Here is a 20,237-nt window from a genome sequence, read left to right as displayed (position 1 = left end):
GGAACGAAGGATCGCACTAGAGACTCGACACAGTGCGGTTTGTCATCCTGACAGGAAGGATGACAAAATTGCGATTACCTCAGGATGATAAAGCGGTCTGTATATATGATCGTCTTACATAACCTATAACTCAGGACCCATAACTCATAACTCAAAATTCTCAATTATATTCAAAAACCCCATCCCACAAAGCATCAATGATAACAAGTGCTTTTTCTAACGAAACCACTTTCCATTTTCCATTTGTTTCTACACCAAGACCAGTATTTTTTAGTTTATCCAAAGCATCTTTCACATCAAAATCAAGATCTGTTTTTAATGTTTTTTCAAACCACGATTCAATCTGTGTATCGAGCTCTTCGGCAGTCAGTGGTTTTTCGCTTTTGTATAAAAAAGTATACGCCAGAATCGTTTCCTTAAGCACTTCTTCTTCAGATGAATTTAGTAGCGAATAAAAAGCGCCGCTGTTATTTCCGAGATTCTTGAAATACAAACTATCCGAAAGTATTTTAGAATATCTGATTTTCTTGTTTACAAAATTGTTGTATTGACGGAAGCAATAAATAGATAAGATTCCCAAGGCGATTAATCCCTGATTTAAGGAAGTTTTACTATTCAATAAATCAATCGCTTCGCCGGTTTCATAAGCCTTATACATATTGACTAATGCCGGAATTACTTTCGCGCTTAATAATGAAATTCCACCAAAAATTCCAGGAACCCAAAGTAGCAGTTTATCTTTCAAAGACATTCTCGGAATCGCGTTTGGAAAAATGGTTTCCAAATCATTTTTCGGAACACGTTTAAAGATTTTCAAAACGACTGACCCAGGCTCAATTGGCATCTTTCCTAATTTAACCTTCTTTTCCTTCAGGAAATTCGTGTCATTGTAATGCAGGTAAATCATGACACGGTCGTAGTATTCAATATCAATCTTTTTCTTCCAGAAGAAATAGTTTGAAACCTTTTCTGTAGATTTATGATGTCCGCGAACATACAATTCGTAATCCTTAAAAGCATTAAAATCTATAGAAAGATTTAGCCCAATCAAGTCAGAACCTTTAAATGCCTCCTCTAAAGTTTTCTGATTAATTCGCCTGTAATTACCCTGCTCTAAAACCGTCAGTAATGTTGCCTTAAAGATTGAAAAATCACTTTTGCCAATAAAGCTTTTTCGTTCTTTAACACTCAAATCGGGATCAAACAAAGCATAATTTTGTTTTAGATTTTGGTTTAAATTAAATGCTTCGTAATGAAAATAATGTTCGATAATATCAAACAATTTTTTAAAATCATCAACCTTTTTAGGATCTTCGGCGAAAGAGGCAATTTGTTGCTCGAGTAGGAATTCCTTATTAAAGGGAATGTAATGTTCTCGTGTCATGTGGATTTTGGGCTTCTAATAGGTTGAAGAAAGCAAAGATACAAAAGGTTTTACTTTTTTTTAGGAGTTTATTCTAAGCTTTATAGTAAACATATTTGCAAAGAGGTTTATATAAAAAAAGCTGCAGCTCAAAAGAGTGCAGCTTTTTAGATCCTATTTGATGAAAAATCAGGAAATTAGATTATCTGTTTTGATTAGTCATCAGCATCATTATTCTATTACATTACATTTCATTTTGTCTAACGTTGAACGTTCTGGGTACATTTCCTCTATTGGTAATTATGATTGATGCGCCAGATTTTTTAATGTCGAAATCGAATTGTGTACTACCGCCACCATCTTCGCAATTAACAACTCCAACAGCATTTAAGGAGACAGCATTTCCGCTATTATCAAGAACAGTACTTGTAAAAGGCACATTTCTTGCCTGTCCACCCAAAAAGGCAAGAACATCTCCATTGCAAGTAAAAGTAGTTAGCGCATTTCTCATGCAGAGATTGCTTGATCCTATAATTATAGAGGCATATTGAGGATTAATAATTAAATTTATGGTGGCAGATTCTCCAGGATCTAAATTTGCTGTTCTATAAGTGGCTCTTGAAAATGATGTTTTAACTACACCATTATCATCTATCACCAAAAGTGCATTAGTATCATCTGTTTTTGCAGCCAAACCTTCTATTTTAAGAGGATCTGTTGCAGCCTTAACGTGCAGCGTATTAGTAGGAATCGCTGAACCAATACCAATTCCAACATTATTGGTTGTTTCGCTAATTGTTAAGGCATGAGTGTTTTTCAAACTATTCCAAATTCCAAACAAACCATTATTTTTATTGATTCCAAAATAATTAGTATTACTCGTTATACGATCTGCAAATTGTGCGTCATTTTTAATATACGCATTATTAATATTCAAAATGTTTTTAGATGACATATTCAGATCCTGAGTTGCAATATGATTTCCTAAATTGTCGCCAATTGTAGAAGCATTTACCCATGTTGGGGTTGTTCCTACTGTTTGTAAAACTTGCTTATCTGTACCTGCGGTCAAACTAATATCAGTATTTTTAAATGCATTATTGGCACCTGCAGAAATTGCAATCAGGTTCTTACCTGTTATTGTACCAGCGCCTGTAGTAGGTGCGGCACCAGCAGGCCCTGTTGCTCCAGTCAAACCTTGAATTCCTTGTGCTCCGGTATCACCTTTTGGACCTGTCGCTCCGGTCAAACCTTGAATTCCTTGTACTCCGGTATCACCTTTTGGACCTGTTGCACCTGTTAAACCTTGTATTCCCTGCGCTCCAGTATCACCTTTTGGACCTGTTGCTCCGGTCAAACCCTGAATTCCTTGTGCTCCGGTATCACCTTTTGGACCTGTTGCACCGATCAAACCTTGTATTCCTTGCGATCCTGTATCACCTTTTGGACCTTGTGGTCCCGTGGCTCCTGCAATAGTTGATGGAGCTGCCCATCTAATATTACCATTTGCGTCTGTAGAAACTGCTACTGAACCTGCTGCCGGAATTGATCCGTCTGTACCTTTGGCAATTTGTGCCGAAGTAAGTGTGGTTTTGTTTGTAGTTTCATCAATAGTTAAGGCATTTGTACTTTTTAAATTATTCCAAATACCTAAAGAGCCGTTATTTTTATAGATTCCAAAATAATTAGTATTGCTTGTTATACGGTCTGCAATTTGTGCTTCATTTTTAATATACGCATTGCTGATATTTGTAATGTTTTTAGATGACATATCTAAATTTTGCGTTGCAATATGATTTCCTAAGTTGTCGCCAATTGTAGAAGCATTTACCCATGTTGGGGTTGTGCCTATTGTTTGCAAAACTTGTTTATCTGTACCTGCAGTCAAACTAATATCAGTATTTTTAAATGCATTATTATCACCTGCGGAAATTGCTATCAGGTTCTTGCCTGTTATTGTACCGGCACCTGTTGTAGGTGCAGCACCAGCGGGCCCTGTTGCTCCTGTATCACCTTTTGGACCTGTTGCTCCGGTCAAACCCTGAATTCCTTGTGCTCCGGTATCACCTTTTGGACCTGTTGCACCAATTAAACCTTGTATTCCTTGCGCTCCTGTATCACCTTTTAGACCTGTTGCACCAATCAAACCCTGAATTCCTTGTGCTCCTGGATCACCTTTAGGACCTGTTGCACCGGTCAAACCCTGAATTCCCTGTGCTCCTGTATCACCTTTTGGACCTTGTGGTCCCGTGGCTCCTGCAATAGTTGATGGAGCTGCCCATCTAATATTACCATTTGCGTCTGTAGAAACCGCTACCGAACCTGCTGCTGGAATTGATCCGTCTGTACCTTTGGCAATTTGTGCCGAAGTAAGTGTGGTTTTGTTTGTAGTTTCATCAATAGTTAAGGCATTTGTGCTTTTTAGATTATTCCAAATACCAAAAGAGCCGTTATTTTTATAGATTCCAAAATAATTAGTATTGCTTGTTATACGGTCTGCAACTTGTACTTCATTTTTAATATACGCATTATTAATATTCAAAATGTTTTTAGACGACATATTCAGATCTTGAGTTGCGATATGGTTTCCTAAATTGTCGCCAATTGTAGAAGCATTTACCCATGTTGGAGTTGTGCCTACTGTTTGTAAAACTTGCTTATCTGTACCTGCAGTCAAACTAATATCAGTATTTTTAAATGCATTATTATCACCTGCAGAAATTGCAATCAGGTTCTTACCTGTTATTGTACCAGCACCTGTAGTAGGTGCAGCACCAGCAGGACCTGTTGCTCCTGTATCACCTTTTGGACCTGTCGCTCCGGTCAAACCTTGAATTCCTTGTACTCCGGTATCACCTTTTGGACCTGTTGCACCTGTTAAACCTTGTATTCCCTGCGCTCCAGTATCACCTTTTGGACCTGTTGCTCCGGTCAAACCCTGAATTCCTTGTGCTCCGGTATCACCTTTTGGCCCTGTTGTTCCGGTCAGACCCTGAATTCCCTGCGCTCCTGTATCACCTTTTGGACCTGTTGCACCAGTCAAACCTTGTATTCCTTGTGATCCTTGTGATCCTGTATCACCTTTTGGACCTTGTGGCCCCGTGGCTCCCGCAATAGTTGATGGAGCTGCCCATCTAATATTACCATTTGCATCTGTAGAAACCGCTACCGAACCTGCTGCCGGAATTGATCCGTCTGTACCTTTTGAAATCTGAGCAGAAACCAGAGTAGTCTTATTGGTGCTTTCATCAATTGTTAGTGCATTGGTGTTTTTTGAGTTATTCCAGATGCCAAACAGTCCATTATTTTTATAGATCCCAAAATAGTTTGAATTGGTAGCTACACGATCAAATATTTCTAAGTCATTTTTAATGTAGGCGTTAAAAATATTTGCAATATTTTTATTAGACATATTTAAATCCATTGTAGCAATATGATTTCCCAGATTATCCGCTCCGGAAAAACTAGATCTCAATACAAATTTTAAAACACCGTTTGCATCGCTGACCAAAACGTTGTCTGAAGCGCTTCCCGCCTGTAATCCTGTAATGGCTAAAGTATAAGCTGAGGTTGTAGTTAAAACAGACGCCTTAGTTAAAGCGCCGCCTAATTGGGTGTAACCATTATTTTGTGTTAGTCCGTTGTTGGCAAAAGGGCTGATGGTTACTTTTTCTCCGTGTTGTGTAACGACTGTTTTTGTTTGTGCCATCATAAATCCGCCATGAATTAGCAACAGCATGCAGGTAATTTTTCTCATTTTAAATTATTTTAACTATTATGATTTTTTAAAGTCCTATTTATGAGACAAAAAGGCTTTTTTGAATCCTTTATTTGTTTATCATAAAATCAACTGCAAAATTAATTGCATCATACAGAACCTTTTACCACCAAAAGTTCTAGTTATAATAAAATAGGACTAATCCTTGCTGTTGTGTCTTTGTGCTCCATTTATGCGGCAAAGACAATATTTAAATGCATCTTAGTTAATAATAATTTAGGTATGTACTTCTTTTCTTCTTAGAATAAAGGAAGAAACGGTCTTTTTTAAAAGCTGAAAAATCAAAGTAAAGAACATTATTGGAACAAATAATCTGCTTAATTCTGCTATGGAAAATTTAACGCCTTCAGAAAATAAATTGTGTATAAGATTTTTTACGTTTTGAGGGAAATATAAAATAGAACCAGGATCTTTTATAATCACATAATAAATAAAAGCCGCTAGAAAAGCATAGCTGATTATGCCGTAAAACAGTAAAAAGTAATCCAGTTTTTGCCACTTTATTTCAGGCTTACCTAATTCTTTTATTTTAAATAAGGCATGAAACATCATATTGGGTTTTTCAATAGCATCTGATAATACCCAATACCCATCACTTCTAACAAATGGATTAATGTTGTTTAATGTGGATAATAAGAAAACGCAAGCCAGAATAATTAAAGTCTGATAATTTAAAACTAGTCCTGCACCAATTAAAAAAACAGCATAGATCATTTCAAAATACAGACCGGCTAAATTCACTGTAATTCTTTCTTTTTTTGGCAGCTTCCAAATATCGGTGACGTCAGCAAAATATACGGGCATCAATAAATAGAACCCACCCCCAATTCCGCCATGTTTTGCACCAAAATAATGAGCAGCAGCTGCATGGCCAAACTCGTGAAACGTTACACCAATAAAGCTTAGTAAAAAAAATAAACCCCATTCAGCTTTGCCAATGCCTACATAAAATATCTCATTTCTAAAAATATAAAAAGAGATTGAAAGTACGATTAAAGCCAAAACAGAAACACTTTTTATTATTTTAGGTAAAAAAAGATACTTTAGATATTGCGTTATTTTTGATGCTCTTTTTTCATTGATGAGTATAAAACTTAATTTTAGATAACCGGGTTTTAAGTTTGGTTTTACAACAACATTTTCAGCTTCGATGATTCCGAATTTAGCCAGTTTGTTAAATAAAAACTCATAGGCAAACTCATTGGTCAAAAACGAATTGAACTTGGTATTATAATCTGAAACAAGATTTTTTAATTCCTTTTTATTGTCAATCAATTGCATGAAATCATACAAATCACGAGAAATTTTTACTCTATGATCATAGGTTTCCTGATGAATAAAATAATCCTCACCATTAATGGGATTAAATGTAATGTCATTAGAAAGTATGGGTATTGTATTTATATTCATGAATTGATGTTTTAACTATCGGTATTACTATCTAAGAAGTTAGCGCTTTTAAATAATTGTCAATTTCTAAAATGGCGTGCCTGAATGTGGTTTGGGTATGTACTAAAGTATTTTTCCATTCCGGGACATCTATATTTTCTACAATACTTAATGCTTTGTCACAATATTGAATTCCTAATTGATACATTTCTTTTGATATGCCTCTGATATAAAGATATTTCTCCAATAAATCAGGATCTGTATGGGACAGGTTTTGCTTTTGCAAAAGATATACTGCCCAGTTAAATTGTCCTTTTCTTAAGTCTTCCTTAAAATCCTGAATATCATCATTCAGTTGAAAAGCTACTGAAAAGTATTTATGAGAAAGTAATAGTTTCTGATACAAATCTTCATCTTGATTATCAATAGTAAATAAGCAATCGAGTGCCACTTTTCCAAATGCGGACTTTTTATCAGCTAGTGTTTCATATTCTTCAAGAGCAACATTTTCTTTTTTTTGCAATTCTTTGTCTATAAAAAGAGCTTGTAGATATTCCTCTTTTCGTTTATTCCAGAGTTTCCAAAAGTTACTTTTTAGGCCATAGATACTGGTTAGAATTTTAATGCATTCTTCCTGGCAAATAGTTATTAGTGGAAACTGTTCTATTTCTTTTTCATCTATTAAACAATCTGTAAATAGTGTTGCCTGATAGTATAAATAACCTGCAATATTGAGATAATCGAGATCATTTTTTTTGAACAAAAAAGCTTTTGAAAAAAGGACAGGATAATTTTGATAATAAGCTGGATTACTGTCCCTGAAATTTTGATCTAAAATCAGATTTTTGAAATCTTCAGCAATAGGCAAACTTTTAATATAATCTTCAAATCGCATAAGTACACATTATAAAAAAGCAAAAATTATTTTCGTATTGTTCTTTAATTAAAGAGGGGTAATTTTATACCCCTCTTAAGTTGCAGTTATTTGTAAAGTGAACTTTTGCAGATAAGCGAGAATGTTCACAATATGAATTACTACACGTTAGGTTTTACGACTATAGTAGTTGTAGTTCCTTTTCCGGGAGTAGTACAGCACCAGCAGAATTCGTATCTTTTTTCCAATTCTTCAACTTGGAATTTTTCTAATAATTCATTTTCCTGATTCATTATTTCTATTTTTAAATTAAACAATTACTTTTCTTTCTGTTTCGGCCTATAGTCTCGTCCTTATGTTTTGTTTTTAGGGTTACAAATTATCTGAATCATTCCCTGTATTACAACAATAAACTATCTGAAATTATTGGTGCTTGAAGTTTTTTAAACGCTATAGATAGATTAGTTTTCTTTTCCTGTTTCAAGCTGCCTTTTTTGTTTGACAGTTAATAGCTTGGCTATTTTATCTGAAGTTTCGGTGTTGAGTTTGCCAATCTGTTGCTTAATGTCTTCGTCACTTGTTGAGCTACTATTTATAATTGTCTGCTGTTTATCGAATGATTGTTCACAGATACTTTCTATTTGTTCTTCCTGATTTTGAGATAAATTAATTTTTTGTTTTAATCCACTGGTATAATTTTCTTTCATCTCAAATTTTCTCATCTTAACCTTTTGTATAGGAGATAGTAAATTGTCAATACTGTCTTGTGTGGTTGCCATATTTAACACCAAACTATTTTGAGCCTCAGGAACATCTTTCAGAACTTTCCAATTAGCTTTTCCATTTTTTCTAATAGCTTGCATTTTGACTATTTGTTCTTCGGACAAGTTTAGATATTTAAACATTTTTTCATCATCATTTTTTTGTGATGATATGATTTTATCGCTACTTGTATTGTCCTTGCGTTGTGCATAAATATTGGATTGCATTAAAAGCAATGCAATCATTAGTATTAAAAACTTGCATTTCATAATCCATTTGAATTTTGAGAATATACTTTTTGATTTTTAAATATGATTCTCTATTTATTTTGATTGAGCTTGATTATAAACTTTCAATTTATAGTGTTCAATGCTTATTTGGTAATAAGCATTCCCATTATGGTAGAAGGAGAAGAGTAAGAAGTCCAAGTAAATGTACCAACATAAGCACCTGCGGTGTTTGATTTCCAGACATCTCTTGCTTGCACATTAAAAGTATATGTAGTCCCTTTAATAACAGAAAATTTAGCTATAACAGTAGTGCATTCTGGATTAAATCCTGCTCCGGAAACACCTATTGGTGTTGACATACCATAAGCTACAGCAGTTCCATTAACTGTGAATTGCATTTGGGTATTGGTCATTGCAGGTGTCCCCGCTGAAGGATTTTGATTTAAAGCAGAATATAAAATTATGGTAACAACCATGTCCCCATCTGCCGGAGCTTTATAAGTCATATTTGCAAAACCAGGCACGTTGTTCCATGTTGTTGATCCTTCTGTGCTTTTGCCAGTACTTTGTTGAAAGAATTGGATACTTGAAGTTCCGGAAACTTCAGCTAAAGGCCTCCATACTACATTTCCATTATTGTCATTTGCCATTGCAACATAACCTGCTAGTGGAGCCAAGCCATCTGTGCCTTTTGCAATTTGTGCTGAAGTCAGCGTAGTTTTATTTGTGCTTTCATCAATTGTCAGGGCATTTGTAGATTTTAAATTATTCCAAATTCCAAAAAATCCATTGTTTTTATAAATTCCGAAATAGTTGGTATTTGTAGTTACACGGTCTGATATCTGTGCTTCGTTTTTAATGTAGGCATTTTGTATGTTTAAGATACTTTTGGTTGACATATTCAAGTCCATGGTCGCAATGTGATTACCTAAGTTGTCAGCGCCACCAAAACTTGATCGCGACACATATTTTAAAACACCATTTGCATCGGTTACTAAAACATTGTCTGCAGTGCTGCCAGACTGTAATCCTGTAAAAGCTAAAGTATTGGTCGATGATGTGGCTAAAACAGAAGGCGTAATTAATGAACCTCCTAATTGTATAAAGCCGTTATTTGCTGATAAGCCGTTGTTGGCATAGGGACTAATAGCCAATTTTTCGCCATTTTGCGTAACTACTGTTTTAGTTTGTGCGTTAATAAATCCAAATTGAATTAGTAATAGCAGGCATGTAATTTTTCTCATTTCTTATAATTTAACAATTTTATTTTACTTTATATTTTGATTAAAGAGCAGGACTAAAAAAGTTTTCATTTCATTATTTGTTGTAAATAAAGAGCTACAAAATTAACAATTCATAAAGAGTCCTTTGCCCTTAAAAGTTCTACTTGTATCAGAATACGACCAATACTTACCATTAAACAGAAGGTTATTGTAATCCAGTTTGATTATCCAGAGCAGATTTGATTTTTTTTTCATTGTAATTGATTTGACCTTTTCTGTTAATAAGCCTTATAGTTTATGGATTTTACTTTCTATTGCTTTTTTAGATTCGTTATGTAGCTTATAGTATTCGAACTTTTGTTCTAGTTGTGATGCAATAGGGCTATTTAAAAAAGTTAATAATGAAAAGCTTTATTGATAAGATTAGTAAAGTTTTTGGATACAATTCTTACTATTCAGAAATAAAGTACCCGCTTAGATAAGAGATTGAAGGATGTGATGCAGTGTCTCCTGCTATATTTGTATTTCCCGCAATACCAGAAGCCGTTTTAAAATTATTGAAAAAATTCACACTTACTCGTTGTCCTGCAGTAAGCTTATTGATAGTTGTAATCAGTTGCGGACTCCAATAAAAGGGTTGGATAGAATACATATAAATTTCATTTGTACCGATAATTTCAGAAGTTGTTTCATCAACAAGTTGAATTCTTCCTCGAAACATTCGGGCTGAGACTGTGGTAGTGCTGGACAAGAATTGGTATACGCTGACCGTAATAGCATAATAGCCTGTTTTAGGGACTGTAAATACAGAATACGAACCACTATTATTGACTAACTTGCCAGATGTTACATTGCTTTTATCAACAATTTCTTTATTGAATTTTATTTTTCCGGATTCGGCATTTATACTTATATCTGTTGATAAAGTATATTTAAAAAATGCTGTTCCAACGGGTGCAGCTTCAGATGGCGTGTGCCAGGTAATATTTCCGTTGACATCGGCTGCGGTTGCAAAATCTCCAGGTTTGGGTGCATTGCCATCAGAACCTAAAGCTATGGCTGCTTTTCCTGTACTTGTCTTTCCGGTTGCTGTAATATCATTAGCTGATGCAATGTTGTTCGAATTCATATTCAGATCCTGGGTCGCAATATGATTTCCTAAATTATCAGCACCTGCAAAACTTGATCTAGCAACTGTTTTTAAAACACCATTTTCATCAGTAACCAAAATATTGTCCGCTGTACCGCCGGTCTGTAATCCTTCGATCGCTAAGGTAAAAGCTGAAGTTGTTGTTAAAACAGATGGTTTTGTCAGAGCACCGCCTAATTGTATAAAGCCATTATTTGCTGATAATCCGTTGTTGGCATAGGGGCTAATATCCAATTTTTCGCCATTTTGCGTAACTACTGTTTTTGTTTGTGCGTTAATAAATCCAAATTGAATTAGTAATAGCAGGCATGTAATTTTTCTCATTTTATATTGTTTTAATTTTTCTTTTCGGCTTATAATTTAGTAGCGCGAATCTCTATGGCTTTTATAGATTCATTATTCAGTTTGATGTATTCAGCTTTCAACATATCGCAAATAATACCAACCCGGTCGCCGCGAATGCATTTTCGGATATAATCAAACGAGTAGCCATGTCTGTCTTTTATAATCTTTAGGACTTCTTGATTATAACTTGGTTTTGTTTTTATACTTTTGTCCATTGCTGTGTTTGTATTAATATTAGGACAAACATAGTAAGATATTTCTTAAAATAATAACAGAATAGGACATTTTCTAAAATATTTTTATTTATGACTGAAAACACTTTAAAAAGAATAAAACAATACATTGATTTAAAAGGTATTAAAATTAGCGCATTTGAAAGAGAGATTGGTATGTCTAACGGTTCTTTTGCCAGTCAATTAAAAAATGACAAAACGATTGGTGTCGATAAATTAGAGAAAATCCTAAGAATATATTCAGATATTAATGTCGAATGGCTTTTGACAGGCACCGGAGATATGCTCAAACTGAATATTTTAAATGAAGAAACTGCCCCGTATACTAAAATTGATACGAAAAATCCAGAGGAAGCCCTTAATTATAAAGATCTTGCAGAAGCGAGAAAAGAGACTATTGAAAGTCTTAAAAAAATAATTTTATATCTGGAGACTCAAATTGCAAAAAATAATCAAAAGAAAGACTAAGATTTCATATTGATATAAAGGAGTACTTATATTCTTTTAAAACATACAAAAAGCGCAAATGTCTATGACGTTTGTGCTTTTTTTAAAGAAACTATTTGGAAGTTGGTATGGCATAAAACTAAAAAGTGAGATCTTAAATCGTTGTCGATTGTGATCTCACTTTTTGCCCCAAAAAATAGTATTAAACAATCAAGGTTTCCTACCTACAGAAAAACCATGATAAAAATATGTTCCACCATACTGATAGCAAGTTTAAGAATTAATATGGACTGGGCACCACGTATTTATACGTGTTTTTAATATTAGGCCGTAAATTTAATATTAGGGATGCATTTTATTAAACATAAAAAAGCTACAACTCTGTGCACATACAGTTTTTTGAGGTTTGTTTTAGCCGAATTAACGTGTCTTATCTTTGCGGGCAAGGATTGCAAATCTGCATTATCGGTAGAGACACTTCGCAGAAGTAGATAATTGGAGCAAATCTAAAATCTTCCCAATAAAACTACAATTGTAACAGTAGCCATTTCTATTAGCCTACCTTACAAAAAAACAAATGTCAATAGAAGAGAAGGTTGGGCAGGTTGAAGCATTGTTTGATCGTCTTGAAATTGAAATTACGGCCTTCCAGTCTGAAACGTATTTGCATTGCAAAGCAGGTTGTGGCAAATGCTGTTCGACACCCAACATAGACGCTTCGCCCTTAGAATTTTTACCCTGGGCCTTTCATTTGTTTCTGAATGGCAAAGCTGAGGTAACTTTAAAAGAATTAAGCAGCATTTCGACTAAGAATTGCTTTTTATACCGCTCGCTTTCGGTTTTGGAACATCATAAAGGAAGCTGTAGTAATTATCGTTACCGTGGTTTAATTTGCCGACTTTTTGGTTACGGTGCTACCACAGATAAATTTGGGAAACTGCGATTGGCTACCTGTAATATCATAAAAGAAGAACAACAGGAAAACTTTACTAAAGCGGAAGTAGCGATTAACAAAGGAAAATACGTTCCCATTTTTTCTGATTATTATATGCAGTTGGCCCAAATCGATTTAAGAATGGGTGTTAGCTTGCTTCCTATAAATGAAGCTTTAAAAATAGCTATTGAGGAGGTTTTGCATTATTATGCTTACAGGCCATTTCCGGGTGGGCTGGAGAATATTGCTTAAAGAAATCATATGGTTATTACACAACGATACTGTTAGAAAGTACAAAGTATTTTAGGATTGATTACGTAATTTTGAGATGGAACACTTGTAATAATACACAGACATTCAAATCAAATCGCAACTAAAATATCAACAGATGGAAAATAGGACTACGACCAAAACTCAAAATTTCTTCCGAATCCTTTTGGGAATCTTTATGATAACGGCTGCAATGGGACATTTTACTTTTCAGCGAACTGATTTTCAGGCGCAGGTGCCGAATTGGGTTCCAATGGATAAAGATCTCGTGGTGATACTTTCCGGGATAGTCGAAATGGCAATAGGTTTGGCCCTAATTTTCCTAACCCGTTATAAAATACAAATAGGGATTTTTCTGGGCGTATTTTATGTATTGGTTTTTCCGGGTAATATCGCCCAATATTTAAACGGAACGGACGCTCTGGGCATGAACACAGATCAAGCCCGTTTGATTCGATTGTTTTTTCAGCCTGTTTTGATTTTGTGGGCGTTATGGTCTACGAGGGCGATTGCTGTTCTGTTTAGGAAGAGATGATTTTTGGGGTGAAAACTTTTCGCTAGTGAAGTCAGCGATATTCGCGTAGCATTTTTTTTAATTAGATAATGTGTCAATTAGAAAATAGATTGCGCGCATAATCATTGTCAAATTTTCTAATTCCAGAACTGTCATATTATAAAAGAATCTGATACTTTCTTCCTACAGGGATGATTTCTCCGTTTGAGAGGGTTAATGTCTTGGAGGTTTTGGTGGTTATTTCTTTTTTATTTACAATATAGGAACGGTGTACCTGCACAAAATCTTTGCTGTTGATTTCGTCGCTTAGACTGGAGAGTGAACCGTAAATAATAAGGGGAGATTTTAATTTTTTGCTGTACAATTTCATGTAGTTGCCCAGGCTTTCTATATAGAGAATGTCACTCAAAAGCGTGTCGATCATTTGGCCGTTGGCGCGGTAGGAAAGTGTTCTTTCTGTGCCGGTATTTTCTTTTTTGATGCTATTTCCTGAATAATAGGTTTTGGCTTTTTCTATCGCTTTAGAGAATTTTTCGAACGAAATAGGTTTCAGCAAATAATCAATTGCATCGTTTTGATAGGCCGAAAGTGCAAAATCAGAATAAGCCGTGGTAACAATCGTAAGCGGACGGTTGGGCTGTAATTCCATTAATTCGACTCCGGAAATCACGGGCATATTAATGTCCAGAAAAATAATATCGTATTGGTTTTCGTTGAGCATTTTTACCGCTTCCATTCCGCTGAAAGCACTTCCTGAATGCTCCAGATCATCGCATTTTGCAATATGCGAAGCAAGCGCTTTGTGAGCCGGCGTTTCGTCGTCAATAATCAGGCAACGGTAGGTAAGTCCCATATATTCAGTTTTACTCTATAGGTGTTTTTTTCTTTTTTGCAGCTCAGTTCGTGTTTAAGACCGTAAACTTCTAAACGTCTTTTTAGGTTTTCAATTCCAATTCCGGTGCCCGAAAGTCTTGAACCCGAATCTAAATAATTGTTTTTTAAGGTAAACGATAAATGTTGGCATTTTACTTTTAAATCCACTGCTATAAACGGTTCTTGTGTTTCTCCCGAAAACTTCACAGCATTTTCTACTAAGGGCAAAAAGAATAAAGGAGGAATATCGATGTTTTTAAAATCGCCTTCATAGTTTTGGGTCACTTTTAGTCTTTCGTTTCGAAATCTATAGTATTCAATGTATTTTTTAACAAAGTCAATTTCTTCATCAATCAATACATAATCTTTTTTGGTGGCTTCAATCTGATAACGGAGCATGTCTGAAAGATTCAGAATTCTGTCCGGTAGTTTGTCCGGTTCGGTCAGCGATTCTCCGTACAAATTATTCATGGCATTCAGTAAAAAATGCGGATTGAGCTGTTGTTTTAAAAATGAAAGTTCTGATTTGTAATTCATAATATCCTTGTCTGACTCCGAGACTTTTTTCATGATTACGGCATGCAGGAAATACAGGAAAGTTCCGTTGGAGATTAAAGACAAAATCGATAATGTTTTCATTCTTCCCAACCCAACATAATAGAAATAATAGGTCATGGAAACATAATAACATGCCCAAAAAGCAAGAAATAAAACCCAAAAGGTTTTGATTTTCTTCGTAAAAAGAAATTTCCTGATTATAAAAAGATTACTGAACAAAACACCCATATACATGGGCAGATAACCCAGGCAGATATTTTGTAAAAGCAGCAAGTAATTTTTGCCATTGTAATTGAACTCATCATAGACACAAACAAAAATAATACCTATGACAATGGTATTTACAATGAGGTTGCGGAGGAAAAAGTTCTGGTATATTTTGAGCATCGTCATAACGGCAAAATTAGCGAAATAGTACAGTTTTTGTTTTTTTCTGATCCAAAATTATACAAACGCCATTGGTATAAATAATACGCCACTGGTATAATTAAGTTATTATAATCAAGACTTCACTATTATTTTTGCCTTGAGTTCTAAACGTTTTTCTTCAAAACAATTTTTAAATTTTTATTGGCTTATGAGAACAAAAATCATTTGTGTTTTAGTGGTATGTGCGTCTTTCAAAGCAATGGCACAGGAAAAAGAACCAGCCATGAAAACTTTGGGGAAGGCAATAGTAGATAAATTTCCGACAACGCGAACTTTTGATGTGCAATACGAACAATTGGGACCGTCAAATTACGATTCTGATTTATTTGGAAATAAGTTTGAAAGAGGACGAATTGAAAATCATAGTCGTTTTAAAGCTGCTTTTAATCTGCCTTTTTATGCTTCAGAATCGAAGAGGTTTGTTTTAACGAGTTCCCTTCGGTACAAATATGAACGCTATGATTTTGGAAATATTTACAATTATAATAGCACGCAGACGTATACCAGAAGTACTGAAGATTTTCATTATTGGGCAGGTGCTGTAAGTGCGACTTATATAACATCACTTTTTAAAAAGCCGGTTATTTACAATGCAACGGTAAGTGTGGATGGAAATGAAGATAAACTACAGCGCTTAAAAGGATTTGTCTCAGCAGTTATAGTGGTTAAGCGAAGCCCAAATACTACCATTACCGTTGGTGCACTGGGCATGTTGGATCCGTCGTCAATTGTTCCGATAACGCCGGTCCTGACAATAAACCATAAATTTAAAGATTCAAAATGGGATGTGGATTTCATTTTGCCACAACGACTTTTATTTCGAAGAGAATTGCTGGAAAACGGAAGAATTTCGTTTGGAACCGAATTAAATTCCGAAAGTTTTTATTTGAATTTAAATAACTCCAATTTACAGGGTATTTACGAGCTGAACCAACTGGAACTGAAATCCGGAATTACCTATGAATATTGCTTTACGCCAAAAATAATTGCATTTGTAAAAGCAGGAGCTAATAATGTTTTGAGTACGCGCATTACTGAAAGAGGCGAACGGACCAACCGCTATGTGTATGATCAAAGTGAAGATACGCAAGGTTATTTTAGGGTTGGGATATCGTACAATCTCTTTCAGCGAAAATGATTTAAGAGTAATTAAAATTAATAATTATGGTGGTTGAGATTTTTAAAACAAATGTTGAAAAAGAATCAGATACAAATTATATTATTGCCTTTATTCGGCGACAATTCCCAACGTATAAAGTCAATTTTGATCTGGAAGACTGTGATAAAATATTGCGGATTGAAGGCGTGAATTTACAATTGAATCCTATTATAGAATATGTAAATCGTCTGGGATTTATTTGTATAATACTTGATTAGTTGTGAATTGTAGATCTTAAGTTATAAATTGAATTAATAATTCACAATTCACAAAATCAGGTATAAATACGCAGCTGTTTATCTCGCGGTTATTGATAATTTTGTATCGCGATTTTTTGAAATTAATTCCCAAAATTACATTATGATAAGTTTCATTCTTACCGTTTTAGTTTTTCTTTTGAAACAGTTGACTTAGTACAACAGTTTATCTTCATTATTACTTTTTCTTTGAGGGAAATAGGGTTCCTGTGAATAAAGATCCCGTTGTAATATTTTCCGGAATTGTCGAAAAGGCAAATAGGTTTGGCTCTGATTTTTCTAACACGTTATAAAATAAAAATGAGCTTCTTGAAATAATAATATCATTTCCACATTAGAATAAAATCTAGTAAAGTTTCGACTATTATTTTGAGCCAGTTTTTATTTTTATTTGTTGTTTGAGAGTTTTTCATACTTGTATAATCTTAACGTTTATGGAAATTATGATGGCGCGAATTTGCAAATCGTGCCCGTAAAGTTATTTATAACAAGGTCAAAACGATAACTTCGAGCTCATTAGTTAAATCCGCATAATTTCTAGCCGAGCTAAAATAATAATCTTCAGGCAATGTAACGATTTTGTAAACAACGGGATTATTATAAATGTAATTTACTTTTTGTTTAATAAACCAATTGCTTTCTACAATTTCAGCATGATAACCATTTTGCCACACTTTATATTTTTGATCTCTTTTGAGATGTTCACAGGCTTTCTCGAAATGCGGTAAAAGCCATTCTCTTCGGCTTTCTGGTTCTTCAATTATGGTTTGAATAATTTTCTTCGAGGTAAATTTTTTTAAATCTCTTATGACATCAGATAAAATAAAGCCATCTACTGCCTGACAAAGTAGATGAATATGACTTGACATTATGCAATAGGCATAAATTTCTAAACCTTTATTTTTTTGACAATATTGCAAAGCATTAATTATGGTATAATTTTGATTGACTCGTGTAAAAACGTCAACCCAGCCAACAGTTGTTAAAGTTATAAAATAAGCATTTCCAGATGTAGTAGCTTTGTATTTTGTAGACATGTTTTTTAATTTAACATAGTAAAAAAGCTACAAAAATAATTTTTATCTTTTATTTAACCACAACGATAGCGCGGATTTGTAATCCGTGCCCGCACAGTTTTTCAAGTTTTTTTAATATAATAGTTGAGTCTTTGCGGTAACAAAATATTAAAATGTTTTAGTGTCAATTAGTATATATAATCAATAACTTGATATATGTTATGTTAAAGACACCACTTGCGCACAGATAGCGCGGATTTGCAATCCGTGCCCACACAGTTTGTCAAGATTACTTTGTAAAATACTTGTGTCTTATCTTTGCGGGCACGGATTGCAAATCCGCGCTATCGTCGCGTGGTGATGTCTATATCTGCGCGATCGGGATTTGTAATCCGTGCCCGCATAGTTTTTCAAGTTTTCTTAATATAATAGTTGAGTCTTTGCGGTAACAAAATATTAAAATGCTTTAGTATCAATTAGCATATATAATCAATAACTTGATATATGTTATGTTAAAGACACCACTTGCGCACAGATAGGCACAGATAGCGCGGATTTGCAATCCGTGCCCACACAGTTTGTCAAGATTACTTTGTAAAATACTTTGTGTCTTATCTTTGCGGGCACGGATTGCAAATCCGCGCTATCATCGTGTTGGTTGGGGGTAGATCCGCGCGATCGGGCATAATTTTTTATTTTAATTATTATGCTTGTAAACTTAAAAGGCGGGTTGAGTAAGTAATACTTTGATCAGGTTTAGTTGTGTTAGTTGAGGTTTTTTTTAAAATTAGATAATGGGGCAATTCGAAAATTAGATAATTTTGTTGTTATTTAATCAATTGTAAAATATAGGGCACTAGTGATCATATACATCATGTCTTCATATTTAACCCAAGCCATATTTCTTTCGTCACCCCAGATTTCATAATTGTTTTTTATTAAAAATCGTCCAAAATATTTTGAACTAGAATCGTCATCGTAGCCTATAATACATATGTCGTGTGCCGTTTTAGATTTTTTTTCATGTTTTAAAACAGGTAATGTCTCATTGCAGTTGCGACCAAGTCGTGAAAAATCATCAGTCATATTTAAGACAATTAAAACTGGAGTTTTTTTTGATAATATCTCTTTGATATTTGAAATGGCTTCTTGTGAAGTATCTGGTTTATCCTGAATGTATTTATATTCTTTAAGAGCTGTTTCTTTTGCTTTTTTAAAAACTTCATTGGGAATTTTGGTTGTACAATCCTTACTAAAATCTTTTAGTTTAGGACATCCATATTTTTGAAAAATTTCTATATCAACATCATATGATCCATTCATTCCGCATTTAGGATTAAAAAAAGATTGTTTTCTATGTATGCTGGCAATAAATCCTGAAGAAAAAGCATTTGTTTCTACTAGCTCTCGATCTGTTATATTGTTTTTCACGCAATAACTAATTGATAGAGCTGTATATGCAAATGCGTATGCATAGCATGTTGCTTCAAATTGAGTTTTACTGTACGGGCAGTAGTTTGATAAATCTACCTTATTTAGCTGCTCTTGACTTTTAACAGAAAATATTGAGAAGAATAAAAATAAGATTAAATATGTTTTTTTCATTGTATTTTTTTTAAATTAACAGCACTTAAAGGAATTAGATGTTTATATCCGTTCTAATGTCGTTTTGAGGTAGTTACTTTTATCTGCTCTATTGTGCACCCGTCAGAACAGCAGGATTATCTTTATCGTTTTTAGAATCCTGCAAAATGGCCTCCCCTTTAACTAACCATGAAAATCCAAACGCTTCTACTGCTACAACTTCCATCCAAAACGTTATTGGATAGGAAGAGTATATATCATTAAAAAATTGTTTGCAAATTATGATTGTAAGTATTGCCAAGACTATTAGAACAGCACATGTTCGATATATTCTATTTCTAATTTTTTTTCGCTTTCCTCGCATTTTGGAAGGGACATCTGATTTTGTAAACAAAAAAGCGGACATATAAGCCAGTGCCATGAGAAAAATTCCCGCACATGCGAAATGAAAATACATTCTGAAATCACTTATATTTAGTGTAGTTACCGAGACAGAATAGATTTCTTTATCTAAATTGTCAGTAGGGAATAATAGAAGTAAAAGGGACGATATTCCTGCAATAGCTGAAACATAGAAGTCTTGAGATTTTTCGCCTTTATATATCAAAAGAAAAACAGAAAGCATACTTATTATTATGATGAAAATTCCACATGCCCGAGTGAAATAATAGTGACTAATTGATGGCAAGACAGTCGAGAATCTACTGTCAATTTCTACAAAAAGATATAAAGCAATAGGAAGAAGCATTCCCAAAACACCAACAATTTTGCGTAGTGTATTTTGATTTTTTAAGGCTATATCGCCTGTTTCACTATAATTGAGTTTAAACATTTTTTTTTACTTTTAGT

At 34.2% G+C, this 20,237-nt stretch carries 19 protein-coding genes; 5 read left to right on the top strand and 14 right to left on the bottom strand.

The window, feature by feature from the left end:
• Nucleotides 1-160: 160 nt before the first annotated feature.
• The 9 genes from IHE43_RS21850 to IHE43_RS21805 all read right to left on the bottom strand — a co-directional run bounded on the left by IHE43_RS21850 (nucleotide 161) and on the right by IHE43_RS21805 (nucleotide 11,329).
• Nucleotides 161-1,384: a TMEM143 family protein gene (locus IHE43_RS21850; protein WP_192185855.1), complete on the bottom strand. Its 1,224-nt coding sequence runs from the start codon at nucleotides 1,382-1,384 to the stop codon at nucleotides 161-163.
• A 223-nt stretch (nucleotides 1,385-1,607) separates the two neighbouring features.
• Nucleotides 1,608-5,120 (bottom strand): hypothetical protein, encoded by a 3,513-nt coding sequence (locus IHE43_RS23980; protein WP_305038529.1) that lies wholly within the window; start codon nucleotides 5,118-5,120, stop codon nucleotides 1,608-1,610.
• Between the two features lie 237 nt (nucleotides 5,121-5,357).
• On the bottom strand, nucleotides 5,358-6,551 hold the full coding sequence (locus IHE43_RS21830; protein WP_192185854.1) for a peptidase, M50 family protein: 1,194 nt from the start codon (nucleotides 6,549-6,551) through the stop codon (nucleotides 5,358-5,360).
• A gap of 31 nt (nucleotides 6,552-6,582) precedes the next feature.
• A complete protein-coding gene (locus IHE43_RS21825) occupies nucleotides 6,583-7,425 on the bottom strand; it encodes a class 1 isoprenoid biosynthesis enzyme (RefSeq protein WP_192185853.1) in 843 nt (280 codons plus the stop codon).
• A gap of 140 nt (nucleotides 7,426-7,565) precedes the next feature.
• On the bottom strand, nucleotides 7,566-7,697 hold the full coding sequence (locus IHE43_RS23945; RefSeq protein WP_255513816.1) for a hypothetical protein: 132 nt from the start codon (nucleotides 7,695-7,697) through the stop codon (nucleotides 7,566-7,568).
• A 168-nt stretch (nucleotides 7,698-7,865) separates the two neighbouring features.
• Nucleotides 7,866-8,435, bottom strand: a complete 570-nt coding sequence (locus tag IHE43_RS21820; protein WP_192185852.1) for a hypothetical protein — start codon at nucleotides 8,433-8,435, stop codon at nucleotides 7,866-7,868.
• 104 nt (nucleotides 8,436-8,539) lie between these two features.
• Nucleotides 8,540-9,640: a hypothetical protein gene (locus tag IHE43_RS21815; protein WP_192185851.1), complete on the bottom strand. Its 1,101-nt coding sequence runs from the start codon at nucleotides 9,638-9,640 to the stop codon at nucleotides 8,540-8,542.
• 430 nt (nucleotides 9,641-10,070) lie between these two features.
• Nucleotides 10,071-11,093, bottom strand: coding sequence for a hypothetical protein (locus IHE43_RS21810; protein ID WP_192185850.1), 1,023 nt, complete (start codon nucleotides 11,091-11,093; stop codon nucleotides 10,071-10,073).
• Nucleotides 11,094-11,122: 29 nt separating this feature from the next.
• Entirely contained in the window at nucleotides 11,123-11,329 is a 207-nt protein-coding gene (locus tag IHE43_RS21805) for a hypothetical protein (RefSeq protein ID WP_192185849.1), read from the bottom strand.
• Between the two features lie 90 nt (nucleotides 11,330-11,419).
• On the opposite strand from IHE43_RS21805, the gene IHE43_RS21800 reads away from it, so the two are divergent.
• The 3 genes from IHE43_RS21800 (at nucleotide 11,420) to IHE43_RS21790 (ending at nucleotide 13,533) form a co-directional block, all read left to right on the top strand.
• Nucleotides 11,420-11,815 (top strand): helix-turn-helix transcriptional regulator, encoded by a 396-nt coding sequence (locus IHE43_RS21800; protein WP_192185848.1) that lies wholly within the window; start codon nucleotides 11,420-11,422, stop codon nucleotides 11,813-11,815.
• A gap of 556 nt (nucleotides 11,816-12,371) precedes the next feature.
• Nucleotides 12,372-12,980 carry a YkgJ family cysteine cluster protein gene (locus tag IHE43_RS21795; RefSeq protein ID WP_192185847.1) on the top strand — a complete coding sequence of 203 codons (609 nt, stop codon included), beginning with the start codon at nucleotides 12,372-12,374 and terminating at the stop codon, nucleotides 12,978-12,980.
• 136 nt (nucleotides 12,981-13,116) lie between these two features.
• Nucleotides 13,117-13,533, top strand: a complete 417-nt coding sequence (locus tag IHE43_RS21790) for a hypothetical protein (protein ID WP_192185846.1) — start codon at nucleotides 13,117-13,119, stop codon at nucleotides 13,531-13,533.
• Between the two features lie 136 nt (nucleotides 13,534-13,669).
• Here IHE43_RS21790 and IHE43_RS21785 read toward each other — a convergent pair whose 3' ends face one another.
• A complete protein-coding gene (locus IHE43_RS21785) occupies nucleotides 13,670-14,365 on the bottom strand; it encodes a LytTR family DNA-binding domain-containing protein (RefSeq protein ID WP_192185845.1) in 696 nt (231 codons plus the stop codon).
• On the bottom strand, nucleotides 14,341-15,060 hold the full coding sequence (locus IHE43_RS21780) for a sensor histidine kinase (RefSeq protein WP_225585250.1): 720 nt from the start codon (nucleotides 15,058-15,060) through the stop codon (nucleotides 14,341-14,343). The genes IHE43_RS21785 and IHE43_RS21780 overlap by 25 nt, the downstream gene beginning before the upstream one ends.
• 460 nt (nucleotides 15,061-15,520) lie before the next feature.
• Here IHE43_RS21780 and IHE43_RS21775 point away from each other — a divergent pair, with 460 nt between their 5' ends.
• Both IHE43_RS21775 and IHE43_RS21770 read left to right on the top strand, forming a co-directional pair.
• Nucleotides 15,521-16,510: a hypothetical protein gene (locus IHE43_RS21775; RefSeq protein WP_192185843.1), complete on the top strand. Its 990-nt coding sequence runs from the start codon at nucleotides 15,521-15,523 to the stop codon at nucleotides 16,508-16,510.
• A gap of 26 nt (nucleotides 16,511-16,536) precedes the next feature.
• Nucleotides 16,537-16,749, top strand: coding sequence for a hypothetical protein (locus IHE43_RS21770; protein ID WP_192185842.1), 213 nt, complete (start codon nucleotides 16,537-16,539; stop codon nucleotides 16,747-16,749).
• A 521-nt stretch (nucleotides 16,750-17,270) separates the two neighbouring features.
• On the opposite strand, the gene IHE43_RS21765 is transcribed toward IHE43_RS21770, so the two are convergent.
• The 3 genes from IHE43_RS21765 to IHE43_RS21755 form a co-directional block, all read right to left on the bottom strand.
• Nucleotides 17,271-17,825, bottom strand: coding sequence for a transposase (locus IHE43_RS21765; RefSeq protein WP_192185841.1), 555 nt, complete (start codon nucleotides 17,823-17,825; stop codon nucleotides 17,271-17,273).
• An 810-nt stretch (nucleotides 17,826-18,635) separates the two neighbouring features.
• On the bottom strand, nucleotides 18,636-19,409 hold the full coding sequence (locus tag IHE43_RS21760) for a C1 family peptidase (protein WP_192185840.1): 774 nt from the start codon (nucleotides 19,407-19,409) through the stop codon (nucleotides 18,636-18,638).
• Between the two features lie 88 nt (nucleotides 19,410-19,497).
• Nucleotides 19,498-20,220 (bottom strand): hypothetical protein, encoded by a 723-nt coding sequence (locus IHE43_RS21755; RefSeq protein ID WP_192185839.1) that lies wholly within the window; start codon nucleotides 20,218-20,220, stop codon nucleotides 19,498-19,500.
• Nucleotides 20,221-20,237: the final 17 nt, after the last annotated feature.

The organism is Flavobacterium sp. MDT1-60, from assembly GCF_014844035.1.
Taxonomy (GTDB): Bacteria; Bacteroidota; Bacteroidia; order Flavobacteriales; family Flavobacteriaceae; genus Flavobacterium.
This window is presented reverse-complemented; position numbering and strand designations above follow the sequence as displayed.